This is a genomic window from Glutamicibacter sp. JC586 (genome assembly GCF_009805585.1).
Lineage (GTDB): Bacteria > Actinomycetota > Actinomycetes > Actinomycetales > Micrococcaceae > Glutamicibacter.
In genome coordinates, this window is sequence record NZ_VHIN01000002.1 from 279923 (window position 1) to 298889 (window position 18967).

Consider the following 18967-nt stretch of genomic DNA (forward strand, 5'->3'; position numbering starts at 1 on the left):
CCCAGTCCACATGGACTGGGCATTTTTTGATCAAACCTAGCGAACTGGGTAGCCAGCGTCGCGGATCGTCTGCTTAACCTGAGCGATCATGTCCTTGGGACCAAAGTGGAAGATCGAGGCGGCAAGAACCGCATCGGCGCCCGCCTCAATGGCTGGCGGGAAGTCCTCGGGCTTGCCTGCTCCCCCGGAAGCGATCAGCGGAACCGAAACTGCAGCACGGACCGCGCGAATCATTTCCAGATCGAATCCATCCTTGGTACCGTCGGCGTCGATCGAGTTCAGCAGGATTTCTCCGACGCCTCGTTCAGCCGCCTCCTTTGCCCAAGCAACTGCACACATGCCGGTACCGGTACGACCACCATGAGTTGTGACTTCAAAGCCAGAAGCGATCTTTGGATCGTTGGTGCGACGAGCGTCGACCGAGAGAACGAGTACCTGAGAGCCAAAGCGCTCGGTAATTTCGTTGATAACCTCGGGTCTGGTAACAGCCGCCGTGTTGATGGAAGCCTTGTCCGCACCGTTTCGCAGCAGGCGATCGACGTCTCCTGCGGCACGAACACCTCCACCGACGGTCAACGGGATGAACACCTCTTCGGCGGTTCTGCGCACTACATCGTATGTGGTTTCGCGATCCGAACTGGACGCGGTGACATCTAGGAAGGTTAGCTCGTCAGCACCGGCCTCGTTGTACCGGCGGGCGAGTTCCACCGGATCGCCAGCGTCACGAAGACCCTCAAAGTTGACGCCCTTAACAACACGTCCGGCATCAACATCGAGGCAAGGGATTACACGAATGGCAACGCTCATTGAAGTACGTTCCCTATCTACTAGATGCGGCAAGCGTGGATCTGGCTGACCAAGATGGCGCGAGCGCCAACGTCGTACAGTTCGTCCATGATGTTGTTGGTCTGCGACTTCTTGACCATTGCTCGCACGGCAACCCAATCCGAGTTGGCTAGGTCCGAAACGGTCGGCGACTCCAAACCCGGGGTCAGTGCACAAGCTTCCTCGGCCTGTTCGCGGCGGACATCGTAGTCAAGCATGACGTACTGGCGGGCCACGAGCACACCGTTGAGACGACGAATCAGCACGTCAAGACCGGAAGGCTGGTGGCCCACGCGACCGATTAGCACAGCCTCAGACTTCAGCAGTGGGTCGCCAAAGATCTCCATGCCGGCAGCCTTGATGGTGTTGCCGGTTTCGACAACGTCGGCAATCGCATCGGCCACGCCCAGGCGGACCGAGGATTCGATAGCACCGTCAAGGCGAACGATCGAAGCTTCAATGCCGGCCTTTTTTAGTAGGTTGCGCAGCAGGATGTCGTAGCTGGTGGCGATGCGCTTACCGTTAAGCTGCTGTGCATCGTTGAAGGCGCCAACCGGAGCGGCAAAACGGAAAGTGGACTTCCCGATGCCCAAAGACAGTTGCTCTTCAACGTCGTCGTCCACATCGGCGTCCAAGTAGAGATCGCGACCGGTGATACCAACATCGAGGATGCCGCGGCCTACATACACGGCAATGTCTCGCGGACGCAGGTAGAAGAATTCAACTTGGTTTTCTTCGTCGACCAGAACCAGTTCGCGAGAATCGCGGCGCTGGAGATAGCCAGCTTCCTTAAACATAGTGGAAGCAATTTCAGATAAAGCACCCTTGTTGGGTAGGGCTACGCGGAGCATTGTTGACTCATTTCGTCAGTGTGGCGCTGCGGCGTTCAGCCATAAACAAGCGCCAAGGATTATTTTCGTTGGCCGTTGTTTCTGCCGTGCAGTCCCGGCGACCAGATCTATTGGGATCTGGCCGCGGACGTGCGACGGCTATAGATGCTTGTAAACGTCGGCCAAGGTCATGCCCTTGGCGATCATGAGAACCTGAAGGTGGTAGAGCAGCTGGGAGATTTCCTCAGCAGCGGCCTCGTCGGATTCGTACTCCGCAGCCATCCAAACTTCGGCGGCTTCCTCGACAACTTTTTTTCCGATGCCATGGACACCAGAGTCGAGTTCGGTGACGGTACGAGAGCCTTCCGGGCGTTCTTGTGCCTTGAGCGATAGTTCGCTGAAGAGCTCGTCAAAAGTTTTCACGGTACCAATCTTAGCCCTGTTCAGGGCGGTAACTATATTCCGGTAGCCCATTGTGACGAGCCACCAGGTAGTTAGGCCAGTGCCGCCACGGTCATTACGGCGGCCGAGTACGCTTCATAACCCTTGTCTTCGCTGGAATTTTCCAAGCCAGCGCGGTCTAGCCCCTGCTCTTCGTTATCGCATGTGAGCACGCCAAAACCAACAGGAGTCTTCGTGTCCACGCTCACATTGGTTAAGCCATGGGTCGCGGCCAAGCAAACGTAGTCGAAGTGCGGGGTGCCACCACGGATGACCACACCGAGGGCGATGATCGCGTCGTAGTCCTTGGCTAGGCTGGCCGCTGCTACCGGCAATTCAAAGGTCCCGGGAACACGAATCAAGGTAGTTTGCTCGGTCAATCCGGCGTCTTTGGCGGCGCGCTGGGCACCATCGATGAGCCCGTTCATGATGACTTCGTGCCAGCTAGCAGCGATGATCGCGACCTTGAGACCGGCGTATTTTTTACTCGCAGCCAGTTCTTGGAGCTGATCGGCGACGTTAATAGGTGCTCCGTGCTTGCTCATGTAGTTATTCCTTTGAGAAGTGGTAGGTTCTAGGCGCCGTGGTAGGCGTTGGCTTCGGTAGCGGTCAACGTATCTGGCAGGTCCAACCGGTGGCCGAACCTGGCTTGCTTAGTGTGCAAATACGCCGAATTCTGCTCGCGCGGAGTGATACGTAGAGCGACCAGGTCCTCTACTGCGATCCCGGCATGGCGCAGTTTGGCTTGTTTATCCGGATTGTTGCTTAGCAATCGGATGGCATCGAGCCCCATGGAGCGAAGGATGGCTGCCACAACAAAATACTCGCGGGCATCGGCCGGGAAGCCTAGATGCAGATTGGCGTCCATAGTATCCATCCCGGCCTCTTGCAATGCGTAGGCACGCAACTTGTTGGCCAGGCCGATGCCACGACCCTCGTGGCCACGGATGTAGATAATATGCCCACCTTCGGCGGCGATCTGCGCCATCGAAGCGTGCAGCTGCTCACCACAGTCACAGCGGTACGAACCAAAAATGTCGCCGGTCAGACACTCGGAGTGGATGCGCACCAAATTACCCGGCGCACTGCCGTCAGGCCCGGCATGGCTCAGGATCATATGCTCGTGGCCTTCTGCGGTGGCGGCTCGAGCAGTGAACTCACCGAATGCTGTGGGCAGATTGATCGGTTCGGTCAGCGCAATCTCGTCGTTTACACGGCGCCAACGAGCCAGATCGTCGATGGAGATCAGCGGAAGCTGGTGCTCGGCGGCAAAACCTCGCAGGTCATCAAGGCGCATCATCTCGCCGTCGTCCTTGGTAATTTCACCGATCACACCCACCGGCTCCAAGCCGGCCGCCTGGCACAAATCCACCGCCGCTTCGGTGTGCCCGCGTCGTTCCAGGACCCCACCGGGGGCAGCGCGCAAGGGGAAGATGTGCCCGGGGCGGGAGAGCTGAACCGGGGTAGCGTGCGGATCGGCGAGCAACCGCGTGGTCAGGGCACGATCGGCTGCAGAAATACCGGTAGTAATTCCCTCGGCTGCGTCGGTACTGATGGTAAACGCGGTGCCCTTGGCATCTTGATTGATCCCTACCATTGGGGCAAGCCCGAGGGCATCGGCGCGTGGGGCAGGCATCGGCACGCAGATCACCCCGGAGGTGTAACGAATGGTAAATGCCATCAGCTCACGGGTGGCGTGCTGGGCAGCAAAAATAATGTCACCCTCGTTTTCCCGATCTTCATCGTCGACCACCACCAGCGCGCCGCCGGCAGCCAACGCTGCCAAGGCAGTCTCAATGGAATCGAGGGTGGAACCAGCCATTACTTTTGTCCCCCAAATTCGTTCAGGCGAGCTACGTATTTGGCCAGCACATCGACCTCGATGTTGATTTTGTCGCCGATCTGGCGTGAACCCATCGTGGTTTCGGCCAGCGTGATCGGGATAATTCCCACTTCGACCCAATGCCCGCCGGTGGAAGTGGCTGGGGAAACGCCGGTGATGGTCAACGAGATGCCATCTAATGCGATGGATCCTTTTTCAGCGGTCAGCGGCGCGTAGGCATCGTCGATCGAAATTCGGAATGTGGTCCACTGGCCGTGGTCTTCACGTCCCAGAACTTCTCCGACCGTATCAACATGGCCTTGAACCACGTGCCCGTCTAGACGAGCCCCTGCCTGGGTACAACGCTCCAGATTCACGCTGATCCCGGTGGTTAGCTCACCGGTGGTGGTGCGACGCAGGGTTTCACCCATGACATCTACCTTTAGAGTCTCGCCGTCGAGTTCGGTCGCGGTCAGGCAGACCCCGTTGACTGCCAAGGAACCGCCGAGCCCGAGATTCTCGGTGTGCCCTGGGGCGCGCAGGGTAAGAACTGCTAGGTCCTGCTCGGGGAAAGATTCGATGGCCTCGATGGTGCCTTGGCCGGTTACGATTCCGGTAAACATGGTGCTCCTAAAAATTTGTGGGTGTCGACTAAGAGTGTGGAAGTGGTTCCAGATGCAGCATGATGTCATCACCCATGCGGGCGAGTGACTCGTTGCTGGCCACATCTAGCCGATAGCGGTGCGCTTGAGACAAAGTGGTGGTCGGTAGGGTCACCGAAGCTTTCCCTGCTCCGATAATCAAGGGGGCTTGATAGCAGTAAAGTTCGTCAGCTAGGTCGGCGTCGATAAACGCCGAGGCCACGCTCGCCCCGCCTTCGATCAAAAGGTGACTGATGCCAAGCTCATTGGCGCGGTTAATGACCTCGTGCACATCGTGGGTGCGAATTTGCTCCCAGTCAGGACTTTGCATCAGCGCTAGATCCGCCGGCAATTCGCGCTGACCCATCACTAGTCGGTAGGGCTGATTTTCATACAGCAAAGCATCGGGCGTCCTGGCGCTGAGCCGAGGATTGTCTAGCACCGCAGTATTAGTCCCTACCAAAATCGCATCAACGCGGGATCGCAAAGAATGTGCGTGGTTGCGTGAGGCGACGGACGTGATCCACTGGCTGGTGCCGTCGGGGGCATTGATCCGCCCGTCCATGGACTGTGCCAGCTTGACCGTAATAAAAGGTCTTTGCGCCTCTTTGGCGAGGAACCATCGATGGTTGAGGTTTTTCGCTGCGGTATCGTCGGCAAATTTGCTGACCGTAATCCCCTGCGAACGCAGGTACTGCGCTCCGCCACTAGCCGAGGTGTTGTCGCTGACCGCGTAATGGACCTGGCCAATACCTGCCTGGGCGATCGCTTGCGCGCAGGGTCCGGTACGACCAGTATGGTTGCACGGTTCTAGGGTGACAATCATCGTTAGTTCAGCGGCCGTTGACTTTGCGATTTTACCTAGGCGGCGCAACGCGTCAACCTCAGCGTGTGGGTGGCCGGCGCCCAAGTGATAACCGGTGGCGATAATATTGCCGGCCGCGTCGAGGATGCAGGCGCCGACCAGCGGATTGGCGCCACGGTGCCCACGCCCGGCGGTTTCCAAGGCAGTGCGCAGGGCCGCGTCGAGTTGTTGTGGATTAACCATCTGAGTCTGCCCCTAGCGCTGCGAGCTGATCGTCGGATCGGGTAAATCGGTGTCGATCCGAGGCTTTTCATCCCGCTTGGACTTGGCCCAAACGAAGAAACCGATCAGGGTGAAGGCCCCGTAGAACAGGTACATGAACGCGCTGGCATAGTAGCCGGCGGAAAACAGTAGTGGCACGCCCACCGCGTCGACTGCTACCCAGATCAGCCAAAATTCGACCCAACCTTTGGCCATGCCATAGGTGGCCAGCATCGACCCAACAAAGGTCCAGGCGTCGGCCCATACCGGCTCATAGGATCCCAGAACCCGGAAGAGCGGGGTCAGTGCAATGGTGCCAAGAATCAGGACAGCAATCAGAGCAAGCCGAGCTTTATTGGAAGCCCACTGTGGAGTTACCGCATGACCTGTACCGTTTTTAGCTTGTTTCCAGCGGTACCAGCCGAATACCGAAACAGCGATGAACATGATCTGGCGACCGGCTTGGCCCCATAAGTTCGCCGTGTAGCCGGTGTCAAAAAGACTGCCCAAAAAGACCGTGAGCAGAAGTAGGTTCCCGACAATACCGATCGGCCAAGCCCAGACTTTGCGACGCATTCCGCCGACAGCACTAGCCAGACCAAAAACATTGCCAACTACTTCGCGCACAAGAAGTGCCGAGGAGCCGAGAACAATTTGTGAGTTAAAAGCTTCAATGAGCCACCGCAGGAAATCCATCATTTCACCCTTCTCGAAGCGGCGGCTCCGGGGGTGTGCATTTGATGGGCCTATGGCTCTGCATTGCAAAGATGCCCGTTAGAGGGGCACCGGCAGTACCAGTAGACAAATCAAATTCGTGCTTCTCCCATCCAGACTTTAACTGTCGGTACCGGAATTTCACCAGTTCAACCGTTCCCTTGGCCTAAGCTTTGGTAGCGGGTCGCGGACTATCACCGCCGGTTCGGACTTTCACCGACCCCGGAGCACGTATTCGTGTTTACTAGAAATTATTGTGGCACATCCGCGCCGGTTTTAGTGACCGCCCAGTGCAAGATTGCGTAATACATCAATTTCGACCGATGGATCTGGCGCGGAGTAGACCGCTGATCCGGCCACAAAAACATCAGCTCCAGCTTCCGCCGCCCGCAAGATCGTGTCGCGCGAAATGCCCCCGTCCACCTGCAGTGCAATCGGCTTTCCGGTGCCTTCGATCGCTGCACGAGTGCGCTTGATCTTGGGTAGCACCAAGTCAAGAAACTTTTGACCGCCAAAACCTGGTTCCACGCTCATCAGCAGAACCATGTCCAGTTCATCGAGCATGTCCAGGTACGGCTCAATGGGTGTTGCCGGGCGCAGGGCCATCGCGGCTTTGGACCCAGCTGAGCGTAACTCCCGTGCCAAACGGATAGGTGCGGCAGAAGCTTCGGCGTGGAATGTGACCGAGTCCACCCCGAGCTGCGCATACTCAGGCGCCCAGCGATCGGCGTCTTCAATCATCAGGTGCACGTCGATGGGGAGCTTGCTGACCTTTTCCAGCGCTTCGACTACCGGAAGACCCAGGGTGAGGTTCGGGACAAAATGGTTGTCCATCACATCAACGTGGACCGCGTCGGCGGTATGGATCCGCGTCAGCTCGGTGGCCAGGTTGGCAAAATCAGCGGACAAGATCGAAGGATTAATCCTTGGGTGACCCATTGGTACTCCTTGTGACTGGGTGAGACGGGAGAGGTGACTAGGACTTTTTGGTCAGGATCGCCATGAACATCGCGTCGGTGCCGTGCACATGCGGCCACAGCTGCACGGTGCTTCCTTCCCCGAGTGCGTGTCCAGCGGCGGGCGAACGCTCATACATCACCGATGAGACAGCCGCTGAGGTATCTAGTAGTGCAGCTTTCTGATGGCGTTTGAGGAAGTCCTCGACGACCAGTCGGGTTTCTGCTTGGTGCGGCGAGCAGGTGACGAAACCGATAACTCCGCCGACGCGCACAGCATTAAAGGCGGCATCCAAAAGTTCACCTTGCAGGGCGGTCAGCTCGGGAATATCACGCGGGGCCTTGCGCCAGCGCGATTCGGGGCGGCGACGCAGGGCACCAAGACCCGAGCAGGGAGCATCGACCATGATGCGGTCGTAGTCCCCCGCATAGTCTTCCTGGCCAAAGAGGCGCCCGTCTTCTTCGGTAATCATCCAGTAGTCGTGTGGGACTGCATCGAGCGAATTGGCGACAAGACGGGCGCGGTGTGCGGTCGGTTCGTTGGCCGTTAAACGGGCGTCACGTTGCACCGCGAGGGCACCAAGCAATGCAGCCTTGCCGCCGGGCCCGGCGCACAAATCCAACCAGTAGCGATCCTCGCCAGCTTCCGGAAGCGCCACGTTGGCCAAGGCGCGGGCCATCACTTGGCTGCCGGCGTCCTGCACACGCACGGTACCTTCTTTGACTCCGGGCACGCGGGCGACGTCGCCATGCTTGTAGGTCGCAGAATCGGCAAGTAAGGTCCCCGGCTCGGCGCCAGCTTCGAAGGCTGGTGCCAGATCACCCAGACCCGGCAAAGCAACCAGGTTCACCAGTGGTGCGAGGTTATCAGCTTCCAAAAGTGCTTCTAGTTCGCTCGCATCGCGACCGTGAGCGATCAGTGCGCCGCGCAGGGCGCGCACGATCCAGTCCGGATGCGAGTGCTCGATTGAAAGGCGCTGTGAATCTGAGGTGGCGCTGGCGGCCAACTGCTGCGTCCAGGCTTCGGCTTCTTGAGCTGAAACCCGACGTAGTACCGCATTGATGAGCCCGGAAGGACCGGCACCGATCTGCGCACGGGCCAAAGACACTGTCTCATCTAGGGCAGCATGCTTTGGCACGCGCATTGCCAGTAGCTGGTGCGCGCCAAGGCGTAGCGCGTCGAGAATCGCCGGATCAAGTTCAGCCAACGGACGATCAACCAAGGTGGAAAGGATCGCGTCATAAAATCCTTGGCTGCGCAGGGCGCCGTAGGCCAGTTCGGTGGCGAATCCAGCGTCGCGTCGATCCAACTGGTATTCGCGAATGAGTTTGGGCAGGACCAAGTTGGCGTAGGCATCGGCGCTGGATACTTCACGCAGTACTTTAAAAGCGACCAATCGGGCAGGGTTGGCTGCTCGCTTACGCTGCCCCGGTGCCGACTTTGAGAATTGGCGAGGACCGGAGCCACCACGATTTCTGGTGCGGCCCTGTTCATTACGTCTCGGTTCGTTATCGCGGAATCCCCCGCGTTGCTGCTCGCTCATGCGAAGCTCACTTTCGTTCCCTGGGTGAGCACGCCACGTGCCCAGTCGGAGGCGTTCATCATCTTTTTGCCCGGAGGCTGAATCTGGGTGGGTTCAAGGGCCCAAGTTGCGGTGCCAATGAGGACCTTGGGTTGTTTACCCGGTTCGATCCACACTTCACCGGCGGACAGATCGCTAATATCGCGGTGCTCGCGTAGTGGACCAAATTTGAACCGCTGACCCTCAACCTTGACCCAGGCGCCCGGGAACGGCGTGGTCCCATGGGCGCGACGGCGAATTTCAGTGGCTGGACGGTGGAAGTCGAGTTCTGCGTCGACGTCGGTAATTTTCGGCGCATAGGTATGCGAGCCGCTCTGTGGCACGCAGGCAGCTTGTCCCGAATCTATGGCCTGCAAGGTCTGAACCAACAGGTTGGAGCCCGACTCACTGAGCCGCTCCAGCATGATGCCGGCGGTGTCCAACTCGTTGATCACCTCGGTGACTTGCCCAAAGACTGGTCCTGTATCCAGACCAGTTTCCAATTGGAAGGTGACCGCTCCGGTGATGTCATCACCGTGAATGATCGAGTGCTGCACGGGAGCAGCACCTCGCCATTGGGGTAACAACGAAAAGTGCAGATTGATCCACCCGTGGGTTGGAACGCTCAAAGCGGATTCAGGAACAAGCCCACCAAAGGCAACGATCGCGGCAGCGTCAAGGTTCAACTCACGCAGCGCCGCGGTAGTTTCCTCGGTAATTTTTGCTGCCTTAATTATCGGCAAGTCTAGTTCTGCTGCCCGGGCCGCTACTGGCGAAGGAGTCAGCACGCGCTTGCGCCCTAACGGGGCGTCTGGGCGGGTGAGCACCGCGGCGATTTCAAATCCTGCTTCGTGCAGATAGTTCAGCGAGGTGACCGCCACCTGCGGCGTGCCGGCAAAAAGGATTCGCATGTTCTAGTTCCCCAATCCAGCGCCAAAGCTAGAGCCCAATGCTCCGGCACGTTGTTGCACGGTGGCGTTGGCGGTTTTCGAATAGTTTGCCGCGCGCAGTGTCCGGTAAGCCTTTTTCTTTTCCTCTGGAGCCAGTCGGTCCAGGAACAGGACCCCGTCAAGGTGGTCCGTCTCATGCTGGAAGCATCGCGCCAGCATGTCCGCACCTTCGAGTTGCACCGGGTTGCCGTACTTATCAAAACCGGTCGCTTTCACATAACGGCGGCGTGGAACCGGAGCTGCAACTCCCGGAATGGACAGGCAACCCTCAACTTGATCGTCTTGGTAGTCATCACTCAGTTCCAGTACTGGATTGACGATGTGACCGCGTTCTTCACCAATCTGATAGGTGAAGACCCGGAGTGAAACACCCACTTGCGGGGCCGCCAGACCGGCACCATGGACATCTTCCATCGTTTGATCCATGTCTTCGACGAGCTTCTGGAGCTCCGGGCCAAAGTCGGTCACCTCCTGCGCTTGCGTGCGTAGAACGGGGTCTCCGATGATCCGAATTCCCAAAATCGCCATTATTCGCTGGTACCTTCCCTGCCGTTGACATTTCTGTGAGCTCTCGCACGGGCGAATGCTAACCGTTCTAGTCTACGCGGTCGCGACCTCGCATTATTGAGTTGGCGGCGTGATTTCGGACAGTGAAGCGCGGGATTGAGCAATCTTATTCGTCACTTCCCAGTTGCGCTTCAATACGAAGAACTTCGCCCAATAGTCAGGGAGCGCTGCTGGCGGCGCCATAAAGGTCCTGGTGCCGGTATCCCCCAAAGCAACAGCGAGCAGCATTGCGTCGGTACCGTACTCCCATGGTTTCCAAAGGCCGCGCTCTGCGTCGACGATTTGTTCTTCGGCCTTACAGGCAGCGGCGAGTTGCATAATGACTTTATCGTCGGGGCGCTTTACGATTCCCTCTCGGTCCGAGGTCTTCGTTTTGTAATCTACGATGCAAACCCGCCCGCCGATTTTCGCCACAAGGTCAATCGTTCCGGCATAGCCGACAGTTTCGTTCCACACGGAGACCTCTGCGGCAAGTGGTTCAACTTGATACTCGGCCCACCACGTTTCAAAATGCTGCAAATATCCCAGTTCGTGATTTTCTTCCAAAGCGGACCTTGCAGCAAGAAGATCGTGCTCAAGACCTAGTTCACGCAACGCATAGGCTTCTGCATAGTTATGAACTCGGTCCCCGCGCGCTGCGGCGTGATCACGGTAGACCTCGGCAGCTCCTGACGCGGCCCGGACTAACGAACGCATTTGTCGCGGGTCATTGACGGCTTGTGAAAGCTGCGGATCTTCAGAAAGTGCTTTGGCCGCCATGTAGCCAGCCCACCCGGAGAGGTCTAGTGCATCCATCCCAATGACCGTGGTGATGGATGGGACAATCCCTGGTCCACCAACCTGGCGACTGTACATGCGCCCGGAGTTGGTCTGATGAGCTAATTTTGGAGACGTCATGCACACGATCATGGCATGCACCTCCCCCGCTTCGCTCCTAGTCGTGACGGAAAAACCAAATTTCCCCGTAGATCCGCGGTTTTTAAGCTCTGTGAACCAGATCTCAGCGTTTCGATTTGGACGGATGCGAATTCTCGTATAGAGTTTTTACTCGTTGGAAAGAACGGAAACGTTCAGAAAACAGCACATTTTGCGGACATAGCTCAGCTGGTAGAGCGCAACCTTGCCAAGGTTGAGGTCGCGAGTTCGAACCTCGTTGACCGCTCCATAACTTCATATAAATCCTGCGGTCATAGCTCAGCTGGTAGAGCGCAACCTTGCCAAGGTTGAGGTCGCGAGTTCGAACCTCGTTGACCGCTCTGTGAATTCAGAATTTTTTGGATTCTGTCGAGATTCATTCGTGAATCTTCGGCGCGATTGGCGCAGCGGTAGCGCGCTTCCCTGACACGGAAGAGGTCACTGGTTCGATCCCAGTATCGCGCACTGAACATCTTTATCGATGTTCATGCGGTCATAGCTCAGCTGGTAGAGCGCAACCTTGCCAAGGTTGAGGTCGCGAGTTCGAACCTCGTTGTCCGCTCGCAAAAAGATTCACCGACTAGGTAAAACTAGTTATTCTGACTTCGGTCAGTATGGTGGGGTGGCCGAGAGGCGAGGCAGCGGCCTGCAAAGCCGTTTACGCGGGTTCGAATCCCGTCCCCACCTCGCAATGAAGATTGCTTGATCTTTTTTGCGCGATTGGCGCAGCGGTAGCGCGCTTCCCTGACACGGAAGAGGTCACTGGTTCGATCCCAGTATCGCGCACGGACTCATGGTTCACCAGACCATGGATCTCAAAAATAAATATATGCGGTCATAGCTCAGCTGGTAGAGCGCAACCTTGCCAAGGTTGAGGTCGCGAGTTCGAACCTCGTTGACCGCTCCAAATAAAGATGGGAATCACTCCAAGTGGTTCCCATTTTTCTTTAAGTTTTGTGACCTGACACGCCCGAGTTTTCCACCGCTCTTCCCTCATCAGTATTTTCGTCCTAGGGTGGAAAGCAGTTGTGGAGCTAAAGGGGTTCCCACAAACGAATGGAGGTGCAGCATGGTAGGTTTTGATGATCTGCGTGGCAAAGCAGAGGAATTCGCGAAAGAGAACCCAGAACAGGTCTCCCAGGGCATCGATCAGGCCGGCGATTTCATCGACGACAAGACCGGTGGCAAGTTCGCTGATCAGGTCGACGGCATCCAGGGTGGTGCTAACGACTTCGTGAACGGACTCGGCGGAGGCGCTGAGGGTGGCGAAGGCGAGAATAACGAGGGCTAATTACCTCGTTTACTCCCCTCGGCTTGGCCGAGCATCCCGAAAAGGTACCGACTGCGGTCGGTACCTTTTCTGCGTTAACTTCACAAACTGAAGAGAATATCCCCAAGCCCGAGTACACCTGCAAAAATAAACTATGGTTGAACGCACGCCCTCACAAGATCAAATAAGTCAGCCCATCATCGCTGGGTTGATTACAACGATGGTCGGCTTTGTCGCCTCCTTCGCTGTAGTCCTCGCAGGTTTGTACCAAGTCGGAGCTAGCCCATCGCAGGCAGCCTCGGGGTTGCTTGCTCTGTCGGTGCTCGTGGGCCTGTGCACGCTGGTGCTCTCATGGCGGCATCGGATGCCGATCAGTATCGCTTGGTCTACACCTGGTGCCGCGATGTTGGCCTCGCTGGCTCCAGGAGCATTCAGCTTTGAACAAGCTGTTGGCGCGTTCATCGTCAGCGGTGTCTTGATTATTCTCACCGGACTCCTTCCCGGTCTGCACAAGCTACTGACTAAAATCCCGGTGCCGATTGCCCAAGGCATGCTCGCCGGTGTGCTCTTGCCACTATGCATCAAGCCCTTTACCGCTTTAGGGACCATCACCTTACCGGCACTAGGAATCCTTCTCGTTTTCCTGATTGGTCTGCGAGTGCTACCGAAGTTCGCGGTGGCCTTGAGCATGCTGGCAGCGGTGTGCTTCGGGCTCTGGCATATTGGGGTCAATGATGCGTGGGGGCAGCTTCAGGTCCTGCCGCATTTGGAGTTTGTGGTGCCGGAGTTTTCGTTGCCCGCCATCGTGAGCATCAGCGTGCCATTATTTATTGTGACTATGGCCTCGCAAAACATTCCCGGCGTCGCGGTGCTCGGTTCATTCGGATATGAGTTGCCGTGGCGCCCCTCCATGATTTTCACTGGGGTCGGCTCAGCGGTTGGTGCGTTTTTTGGTGGTCATGCCATCAATCTGGCCGCTATCACCGCTGCTTTGGCGGCTGGCGAGCAGGCGGGTGCGAATCCGAAATTACGCTGGCGAGCCGGATGCAGTTCCGGATTCTTTTATCTAGTCTTCGGGGCGCTGAGCGCACTGATCGTGTCTTTGGCCAGCGCCTCCCCCGAGGGTCTCTTCCAAGCCGCAGCGGGCCTCGCGCTGCTGGCAACACTAACCAATGCCTTGCTCGGCTCGATGGGTGATCCTTCGTGGCGGTTGGGTGCTTTGGTCACCGTGTTGGTGGCGGCCGGAAATCTGACGATCTTCGGCATCGGCGGAGCCTTCTGGGCGCTAGTGGCAGGGCTGTTAACGCACTTCATCGCCGAGCGCAGTGCTCGGCGATGAAGTGGCGATGAAGTACAGTTCGGGCTTGTGAAGATCTAGTTAGCTGGCTCGCCAGCCTGGCCCTCACGGGCCAAGGCGGTCAGACGCGAGACCGCGCGGAAGTACTTCTTCTGGTAACCGCCGGACATCATCTCGGGGGTGAACAAGTCACTGAATGGCTTACCCGAGGCGACAAGAGGCACATCCTTGTCATACAAACGGTCGGCAAGAACCACGAAGCGCAAGGCGATGGCCTGGTCGGTGATTGTGCCGACATTGTGGAGCACTAGTACGTCCGTATCAGAGAGCAACTGGCGGTAACGCGAAGGGTGAACCTGGGAGAGGTGAGCGACCAGATCGTCAAAGTTATCCACGGCCAGGGTCTTCTCGGCGTAGCGTTGCGCTGCGAAGTCTTCAATTTGCGAATCTTCCAGTGGCTGCGGAGCATCGGGCAGTCCACGGTGACGGAAGTCTTCGCCATCTACGCGGTGAACGTCGAATTGCTCGGAGAGCGTTTTGATCTCGCGTTGGAAGTCTACGGCGGCAAAACGTCCGTCCCCCAGGGCACCAGGTAACGTATTTGAGGTGGCAGCCAGCTTTACCCCGGCGTCGGATAGTTCACGCATCAGGCGGGACATCAGCACGGTGTCGCCCGGATCGTCCAATTCAAATTCGTCAATGCACACTAGCGAGTACTGGCTGAGCACCTCAACGGTCTGACGGAAGGAGAGGGCACCGACCAAGTTGGTGTACTCCACAAAAGTTCCGAAAGCCTTGCGGCCAGATGATGCGTGCCATAGCGAGGCGAGCAGGTGGGTCTTGCCCACACCGAAGCCACCGTCGAGATAGATACCGTTTTTGGTTTCCTTCTTTTTGCCAAAAAGCTTAGAGATGAAGGAGCCTGAGCTATTCTTCCCAACGGTCTCAGCGAAGGCCTTAAGCTTGTTGACTGCCTCAGCTTGCGAAGGCTGGGTCGGGTCGGGACGGTAGGTATCGAAGGACACTTCACCAAAGCGGTAGGAGGGGTGGAAACCTGCCAGCAACTCTTCGATGGAAACGTTGGGCTTGGTTTGGCTCAGGTGGGTGATCGTCGCCATTGGCTGTGAGAGTCCTTTTGTTGATTGCTCAATAATTCGCAGCCTGCCACAGCAAGCCCAACGGTCAGTTTACCTTGAATGCTCGCGATGATTGCCTAAAATGTCGAAGCCCACACTGTGTTCCTTGGCGTTCGGGACTAGGCTAGAAGTAGAGCCCAAAGCCCGTTACATCCCACGGGCTACATCATTAGAACTACAAGGATCGTGATTATTAATGTCGCTACCTGTTGAGTCCAACGAGAAGTACGCCGCCTACGCCCACCCCGAACGATTGGTATCCACCTCCTGGGTCGCCGAAAATTTGGGAGCCGAAAATCTCGTTGTGTTGGAGTCCGATGAGGATATTTTGTTGTACTCCACTGGACATGTTCCGGGCGCGTTGAAGATCGACTGGCACACCGAACTGAATGATGAGATCACCCGAGACTACGTCGACGGTGAAGGTTTTGCTGCACTGATGGCAGCAAAGGGCATCACCCGTGAGAGCACTGTGGTGATCTACGGCGACAAGTCCAACTGGTGGGCAGCGTACGCGCTGTGGGTCTTCACCCTCTTTGGCCATCAAGATGTACGTCTGATGGACGGCGGACGAGACAAGTGGATCGCTGAAGGTCGCGAGCTGAGCACCGATAAGCCACAGGTTGAAGCCACCCAGTACCCCGTCATCGAACGTCAGGACGCAGAAATCCGTGCCTTCTTACCTGAGGTTTTGGCACATTTGGGTAGCCCGTTGATCGACGTGCGCTCCACTGAAGAGTACACCGGTGAGCGCACCCACATGCCTAACTATCCTGAGGAAGGCGCCTTGCGCGGTGGTCATATTCCTAGCGCAGCTTCGGTGCCTTGGGCAAAGGCCGCTGCTCAGGACGGAACCTTCCGCTCGCGCGAAGAGCTTGAAGCCATCTACCTTGGGGATGCAGGACTGAAGCCAGGCGACGACGTGGTGGCCTACTGCCGTATCGGTGAGCGTTCAAGCCACACTTGGTTTGTGCTCAAGCACCTATTGGGCTTTGAGTCCGTGCGCAATTACGACGGTTCGTGGACCGAGTGGGGCAATGCGGTTGGCGTGCCGATCGTTCGTGGTGAAGCTAAGGGTGAAGTTCCAGCGGCACGTGGGGTTCGCGCATGAGCCAGCTTCCTTCTGAACTAAAAGAGATCGTCGAAGAGTTTAGCGAAGTTCCCGAGGCAGAACGCCTGGAGTTGCTGTTGGAATACTCCCGTGAGTTACCTGCTTTACCTTCGCGCCTGGCGGACCATCCGGAACTCTTTGAGCAGGTAGTCGAGTGCCAGTCGCCCTTGTTCTTGGTGGTGGAGGTGGCCGAGGATGCAGGGCACACGGTCAGCCTGTTCTTCTCGGCTCCCCCAGAGGCACCGACCACGAGAGGATTCGCTTCGGTGCTATCTGCCGGCTTGGACGGTGCAGATGCCAACTCAATTTTGGCGGTTCCCGACGACATGCCACAACAGCTAGGACTAACTCGGGCACTATCGCCCCTTCGTATGCGCGGCATGACAGCGATGCTGGGGCGAATAAAACGTCAAATCTCTGAACAGCTGGCGGCCTAGTGAATGGGCAAGAAGAAACGCGCCTCCTCCACCCCGGCAACCGCAGCCCTGGACGCTGCCGGCATTAGTTATGTGGCGCATAGCTACACACATAGCGACTCGGCAGAAAGTTACGGTGACGAGGCTGCTCAGCAGTTGGGTGTGGAGCGCGGACGAGTTTTTAAGACCCTGATGGTTTCAACCGGCTCCAACGCGAGCGAGGATCTGGCGGTGGCCGTAGTACCAGTGGCAGCCATGCTGGATCTGAAAGCTGTGGGGTTGGCTCTGGGCAAGAAAAAAGCTCAGATGGCTGATAAGGCTGCGGCTCAGCGCCGTAGCGGTTACGTGTTGGGTGGAATTTCGCCCTTTGGGCAACGTCAGCCTTCAACCACGGTGATCGATAGCACTGCTCAGGATTTTGAGACGGTCTTCATTTCCGGCGGTCGCCGAGGCTTTAGCCTAGAGATCGCTCCGCAAGACGCGGCCAAGGCCACCTCGGCGATCCTCGCACCGATCGCCACCGAGTAATCCCTGGGACATAACAAGGACGCTGTCTGTACCTTTCGTGTTCTTCAACGAAGGTACAGACAGCGTCCTTGTTAGATTCAGGCTTCGGAGCGGATCACGATGCGCTTGGACAGGAAGTTCGTGACGGCCTGTTCGAATCCTTGGGGATCAACATTTGGTTCACGGGTGTGCCCCGCCTTGGTAAAGGTCCGCAAGGTGACCAGATCCGGTCGAAGTGCAGCCAACTTGAGGCTCGGCCCGTTGGGAACAAATTCGTCGTCGCGACTGTGCATGATCAAAGTGGGATGCTTAAGTTCGCTAGCTCGCTCCACCCAGTTCAGGCGTTTGAGGTTTACCGGTGCGGCTTGACCGGTGACCCACCGTCCGGCTTTATTAGACAGTAGCCATTGGCCAAAACGGCCCACCGATTGTGGGATGCGATTGGTTCTAGCCTGATGTGAGAGTACATCGACCCAGTTGATCACCGGCCCAACGAGCATCAACGAGTCAATGTCCGCCGCCAATTCACTACGGTCAGCGGTTTGGAGGCTGATCGCACCACCCATGGACCAACCGAGCAAGATGATCTGTTGCGCCCCGTGTTCTTTGGCGAATTGCACGGCTGATTGCACGTCGTGCCATTCGGTATCGCCCAATCCGTAGCGTCCGTCTGCCGCGTTCGGAGCGATACCATCGTTGCGATAGCTCATCAGCAACGTACTGACGCCCACTGCAGCTAATGCCGGCAAGGCCCTGATTGATTCGTTGCGTCTGGCACCTCGTCCGTGGACTCCGATAACCCAAACATTTTCATGTGTTGTGCCACGAACAAGCCAGGCCGGGCCGTCGCCGTTTTCCAATGGAATGGCTACGTCCTCGGCAACGAACCCTAGGTCAGCCGGATGCTCATAGACGGCGCCAGAAAGGTATCCACGTCGCACTCCTTCAAGGCTCCCGCGATACACATGCTCAATCTTTCGGGCAACGATTTTGGGCTTGCCCGGCACTTCTACTGGTGAGGAGAGTCTGATGGAGCAGGCATCGAACTCAGTAAGGAATATGCAGGGGCCAGGCTGATTAGTTTCGGCGTCCTTGGCGAAGTGGACCCAGAGTTTACCTTCGTGATCCGTAACCACTTCGCGGATCATACTGTTTCCGGTACGCCGCTCTTCCGGGGTAACAACCCGTCGAGCGAAATATCCGGCGAGCGCCGAAACGCTGGCAGCGACTAATGACCCAGCGCCGAGCCCCAGACCAATGCCAAACAGAGTTGCTGGGATCGTCTTGCGTGGTTCCAAAGTGTCTACGATGTTCCGAGCCATACTTTTATCTTTCCACGATGTGCCGTGGGAATCATCTATGACTGCTGTACGTTTCTATGACTATGAGCGAAGAATCTGTTAACGATAAGAGTCACCAGCCAGTGGATCCCACAGCCCGCACGCAGATGCAGTGGCAAGAAATTCTCTCGCCTGAGGAATTTAGGGTACTGCGTCAGGCTGGTACGGAGCGTCCATTCACCGGCGAATACTGGGACACCACCACCGAGGGCGTTTATGCCTGTCGCGCGTGTGGGGCCGAGTTGTTCGCCAGCACGACGAAGTTTGACGCCAGCTGTGGCTGGCCCTCGTTCTACGCGCCCTTGGCCGAAGACCGCGTTCGTTACATCACCGATGAATCGATGGGCATGAAGCGCGTTGAAGTTCGCTGCGCTACGTGCGATTCACATATGGGCCACGTTTTCGAAGGTGAAGGCTTCAACACTCCTACTGATCTGCGGTACTGCATGAACTCGGTAAGCCTGTCGTTGCGTAAGGCTGAGGGCTAATTAGACTGATAGTGGGGCGGGTTACGTCACACTTAGAATAAGACCTACTTATTCACCAGTTATCCAGCATCAACTTTTCTATTGTTTGGGCGTAGCGTTCATGTCAAGCACAT

Annotated in this window: 21 protein-coding genes, 7 tRNA genes and 1 riboswitch; of the genes, 13 read left to right on the forward strand and 15 right to left on the reverse strand. The window is 57.2% G+C overall.

Annotation, left to right across the window (positions count from 1 at the left end; translation table 11 throughout):
• Nucleotides 1–36 precede the first annotated feature (36 nt).
• The 13 genes from hisF to FJV47_RS01535 form a co-directional block, all read right to left on the reverse strand.
• A complete protein-coding gene (gene hisF / locus FJV47_RS01475; protein ID WP_159609369.1) occupies nt 37–807 on the reverse strand; it encodes an imidazole glycerol phosphate synthase subunit HisF in 771 nt (256 codons plus the stop codon).
• 20 nt (nt 808–827) lie between these two features.
• Nucleotides 828–1676 (reverse strand): ATP phosphoribosyltransferase, encoded by an 849-nt coding sequence (gene hisG, locus FJV47_RS01480; RefSeq protein WP_159609370.1) that lies wholly within the window; start codon nt 1674–1676, stop codon nt 828–830.
• 138 nt (nt 1677–1814) lie between these two features.
• Complete coding sequence (locus FJV47_RS01485; RefSeq protein WP_022876460.1) at nt 1815–2078, reverse strand: phosphoribosyl-ATP diphosphatase; 264 nt, start codon at nt 2076–2078, stop codon at nt 1815–1817.
• A gap of 71 nt (nt 2079–2149) precedes the next feature.
• A complete protein-coding gene (gene ribH / locus FJV47_RS01490) occupies nt 2150–2641 on the reverse strand; it encodes a 6,7-dimethyl-8-ribityllumazine synthase (protein WP_159609371.1) in 492 nt (163 codons plus the stop codon).
• Nucleotides 2642–2670: 29 nt separating this feature from the next.
• Complete coding sequence (ribB, locus tag FJV47_RS01495) at nt 2671–3918, reverse strand: 3,4-dihydroxy-2-butanone-4-phosphate synthase (protein ID WP_159609372.1); 1248 nt, start codon at nt 3916–3918, stop codon at nt 2671–2673.
• On the reverse strand, nt 3918–4541 hold the full coding sequence (locus FJV47_RS01500) for a riboflavin synthase (protein WP_159609373.1): 624 nt from the start codon (nt 4539–4541) through the stop codon (nt 3918–3920). The genes ribB and FJV47_RS01500 overlap by 1 nt, the downstream gene beginning before the upstream one ends.
• Before the next feature lie 28 nt (nt 4542–4569).
• A complete protein-coding gene (gene ribD / locus FJV47_RS01505; RefSeq protein ID WP_159609374.1) occupies nt 4570–5607 on the reverse strand; it encodes a bifunctional diaminohydroxyphosphoribosylaminopyrimidine deaminase/5-amino-6-(5-phosphoribosylamino)uracil reductase RibD in 1038 nt (345 codons plus the stop codon).
• Between the two features lie 12 nt (nt 5608–5619).
• Entirely contained in the window at nt 5620–6321 is a 702-nt protein-coding gene (gene pnuC / locus FJV47_RS01510) for a nicotinamide riboside transporter PnuC (RefSeq protein WP_159610036.1), read from the reverse strand.
• A gap of 115 nt (nt 6322–6436) precedes the next feature.
• A riboswitch (FMN riboswitch) is annotated at nt 6437–6573 on the reverse strand.
• 42 nt (nt 6574–6615) lie between these two features.
• Nucleotides 6616–7278 carry a ribulose-phosphate 3-epimerase gene (gene rpe / locus FJV47_RS01515; protein WP_159609375.1) on the reverse strand — a complete coding sequence of 221 codons (663 nt, stop codon included), beginning with the start codon at nt 7276–7278 and terminating at the stop codon, nt 6616–6618.
• A 37-nt stretch (nt 7279–7315) separates the two neighbouring features.
• Nucleotides 7316–8839 carry an RsmB/NOP family class I SAM-dependent RNA methyltransferase gene (locus tag FJV47_RS01520; protein WP_159609376.1) on the reverse strand — a complete coding sequence of 508 codons (1524 nt, stop codon included), beginning with the start codon at nt 8837–8839 and terminating at the stop codon, nt 7316–7318.
• Nucleotides 8836–9768 (reverse strand): methionyl-tRNA formyltransferase, encoded by a 933-nt coding sequence (gene fmt / locus FJV47_RS01525; RefSeq protein WP_159609377.1) that lies wholly within the window; start codon nt 9766–9768, stop codon nt 8836–8838. Before fmt ends, FJV47_RS01520 begins: the two co-directional genes overlap by 4 nt.
• A 3-nt stretch (nt 9769–9771) precedes the next feature.
• Entirely contained in the window at nt 9772–10335 is a 564-nt protein-coding gene (gene def, locus FJV47_RS01530) for a peptide deformylase (protein WP_159609378.1), read from the reverse strand.
• A gap of 93 nt (nt 10336–10428) precedes the next feature.
• Nucleotides 10429–11271: a PD-(D/E)XK nuclease family protein gene (locus tag FJV47_RS01535; RefSeq protein WP_235026297.1), complete on the reverse strand. Its 843-nt coding sequence runs from the start codon at nt 11269–11271 to the stop codon at nt 10429–10431.
• Between the two features lie 192 nt (nt 11272–11463).
• On the opposite strand from FJV47_RS01535, the gene FJV47_RS01540 reads away from it, so the two are divergent.
• The 9 genes from FJV47_RS01540 to FJV47_RS01580 all read left to right on the forward strand — a co-directional run bounded on the left by FJV47_RS01540 (nt 11464) and on the right by FJV47_RS01580 (nt 13898).
• Nucleotides 11464–11539, forward strand: a tRNA-Gly gene (locus FJV47_RS01540).
• A gap of 18 nt (nt 11540–11557) precedes the next feature.
• Nucleotides 11558–11630, forward strand: a tRNA-Gly gene (locus FJV47_RS01545).
• Between the two features lie 52 nt (nt 11631–11682).
• A tRNA-Val gene (locus FJV47_RS01550) sits at nt 11683–11754 on the forward strand.
• Nucleotides 11755–11778: 24 nt separating this feature from the next.
• Nucleotides 11779–11851 (forward strand) — tRNA-Gly (locus FJV47_RS01555).
• Nucleotides 11852–11905: 54 nt separating this feature from the next.
• A tRNA-Cys gene (locus FJV47_RS01560) sits at nt 11906–11976 on the forward strand.
• 27 nt (nt 11977–12003) lie between these two features.
• Nucleotides 12004–12075 (forward strand) — tRNA-Val (locus FJV47_RS01565).
• Between the two features lie 45 nt (nt 12076–12120).
• Nucleotides 12121–12196: transfer RNA gene (locus FJV47_RS01570), tRNA-Gly, on the forward strand.
• Between the two features lie 162 nt (nt 12197–12358).
• A complete protein-coding gene (locus FJV47_RS01575) occupies nt 12359–12580 on the forward strand; it encodes an antitoxin (protein WP_159609379.1) in 222 nt (73 codons plus the stop codon).
• Between the two features lie 133 nt (nt 12581–12713).
• Nucleotides 12714–13898 carry a benzoate/H(+) symporter BenE family transporter gene (locus FJV47_RS01580; RefSeq protein WP_159609381.1) on the forward strand — a complete coding sequence of 395 codons (1185 nt, stop codon included), beginning with the start codon at nt 12714–12716 and terminating at the stop codon, nt 13896–13898.
• A gap of 35 nt (nt 13899–13933) precedes the next feature.
• Here the strand turns inward: FJV47_RS01580 and zapE are convergent, their stop codons facing one another.
• Nucleotides 13934–14974 carry a cell division protein ZapE gene (gene zapE / locus FJV47_RS01585; RefSeq protein ID WP_159609383.1) on the reverse strand — a complete coding sequence of 347 codons (1041 nt, stop codon included), beginning with the start codon at nt 14972–14974 and terminating at the stop codon, nt 13934–13936.
• A 214-nt stretch (nt 14975–15188) separates the two neighbouring features.
• Between zapE and FJV47_RS01590 the strand changes: the two genes are divergently transcribed.
• The 3 genes from FJV47_RS01590 to ybaK are packed head-to-tail and all read left to right on the forward strand — an operon-like array spanning nt 15189 to nt 17047.
• Nucleotides 15189–16103: a sulfurtransferase gene (locus FJV47_RS01590; RefSeq protein ID WP_159609385.1), complete on the forward strand. Its 915-nt coding sequence runs from the start codon at nt 15189–15191 to the stop codon at nt 16101–16103.
• The gene (locus FJV47_RS01595) at nt 16100–16540 is read left to right on the forward strand and encodes a SufE family protein (RefSeq protein ID WP_159609387.1); all 441 of its coding nucleotides are present in this window, start codon (nt 16100–16102) and stop codon (nt 16538–16540) included. Before FJV47_RS01590 ends, FJV47_RS01595 begins: the two co-directional genes overlap by 4 nt.
• Nucleotides 16541–16543: 3 nt before the next feature.
• Nucleotides 16544–17047: a Cys-tRNA(Pro) deacylase gene (gene ybaK / locus FJV47_RS01600; protein WP_159609389.1), complete on the forward strand. Its 504-nt coding sequence runs from the start codon at nt 16544–16546 to the stop codon at nt 17045–17047.
• Between the two features lie 77 nt (nt 17048–17124).
• Here ybaK and FJV47_RS01605 read toward each other — a convergent pair whose 3' ends face one another.
• Nucleotides 17125–18348: a S9 family peptidase gene (locus tag FJV47_RS01605; protein ID WP_159609391.1), complete on the reverse strand. Its 1224-nt coding sequence runs from the start codon at nt 18346–18348 to the stop codon at nt 17125–17127.
• Between the two features lie 62 nt (nt 18349–18410).
• Here FJV47_RS01605 and msrB point away from each other — a divergent pair, with 62 nt between their 5' ends.
• Nucleotides 18411–18854: a peptide-methionine (R)-S-oxide reductase MsrB gene (msrB, locus tag FJV47_RS01610; protein WP_159609393.1), complete on the forward strand. Its 444-nt coding sequence runs from the start codon at nt 18411–18413 to the stop codon at nt 18852–18854.
• The last annotated feature ends 113 nt before the right edge of the window (nt 18855–18967 follow it).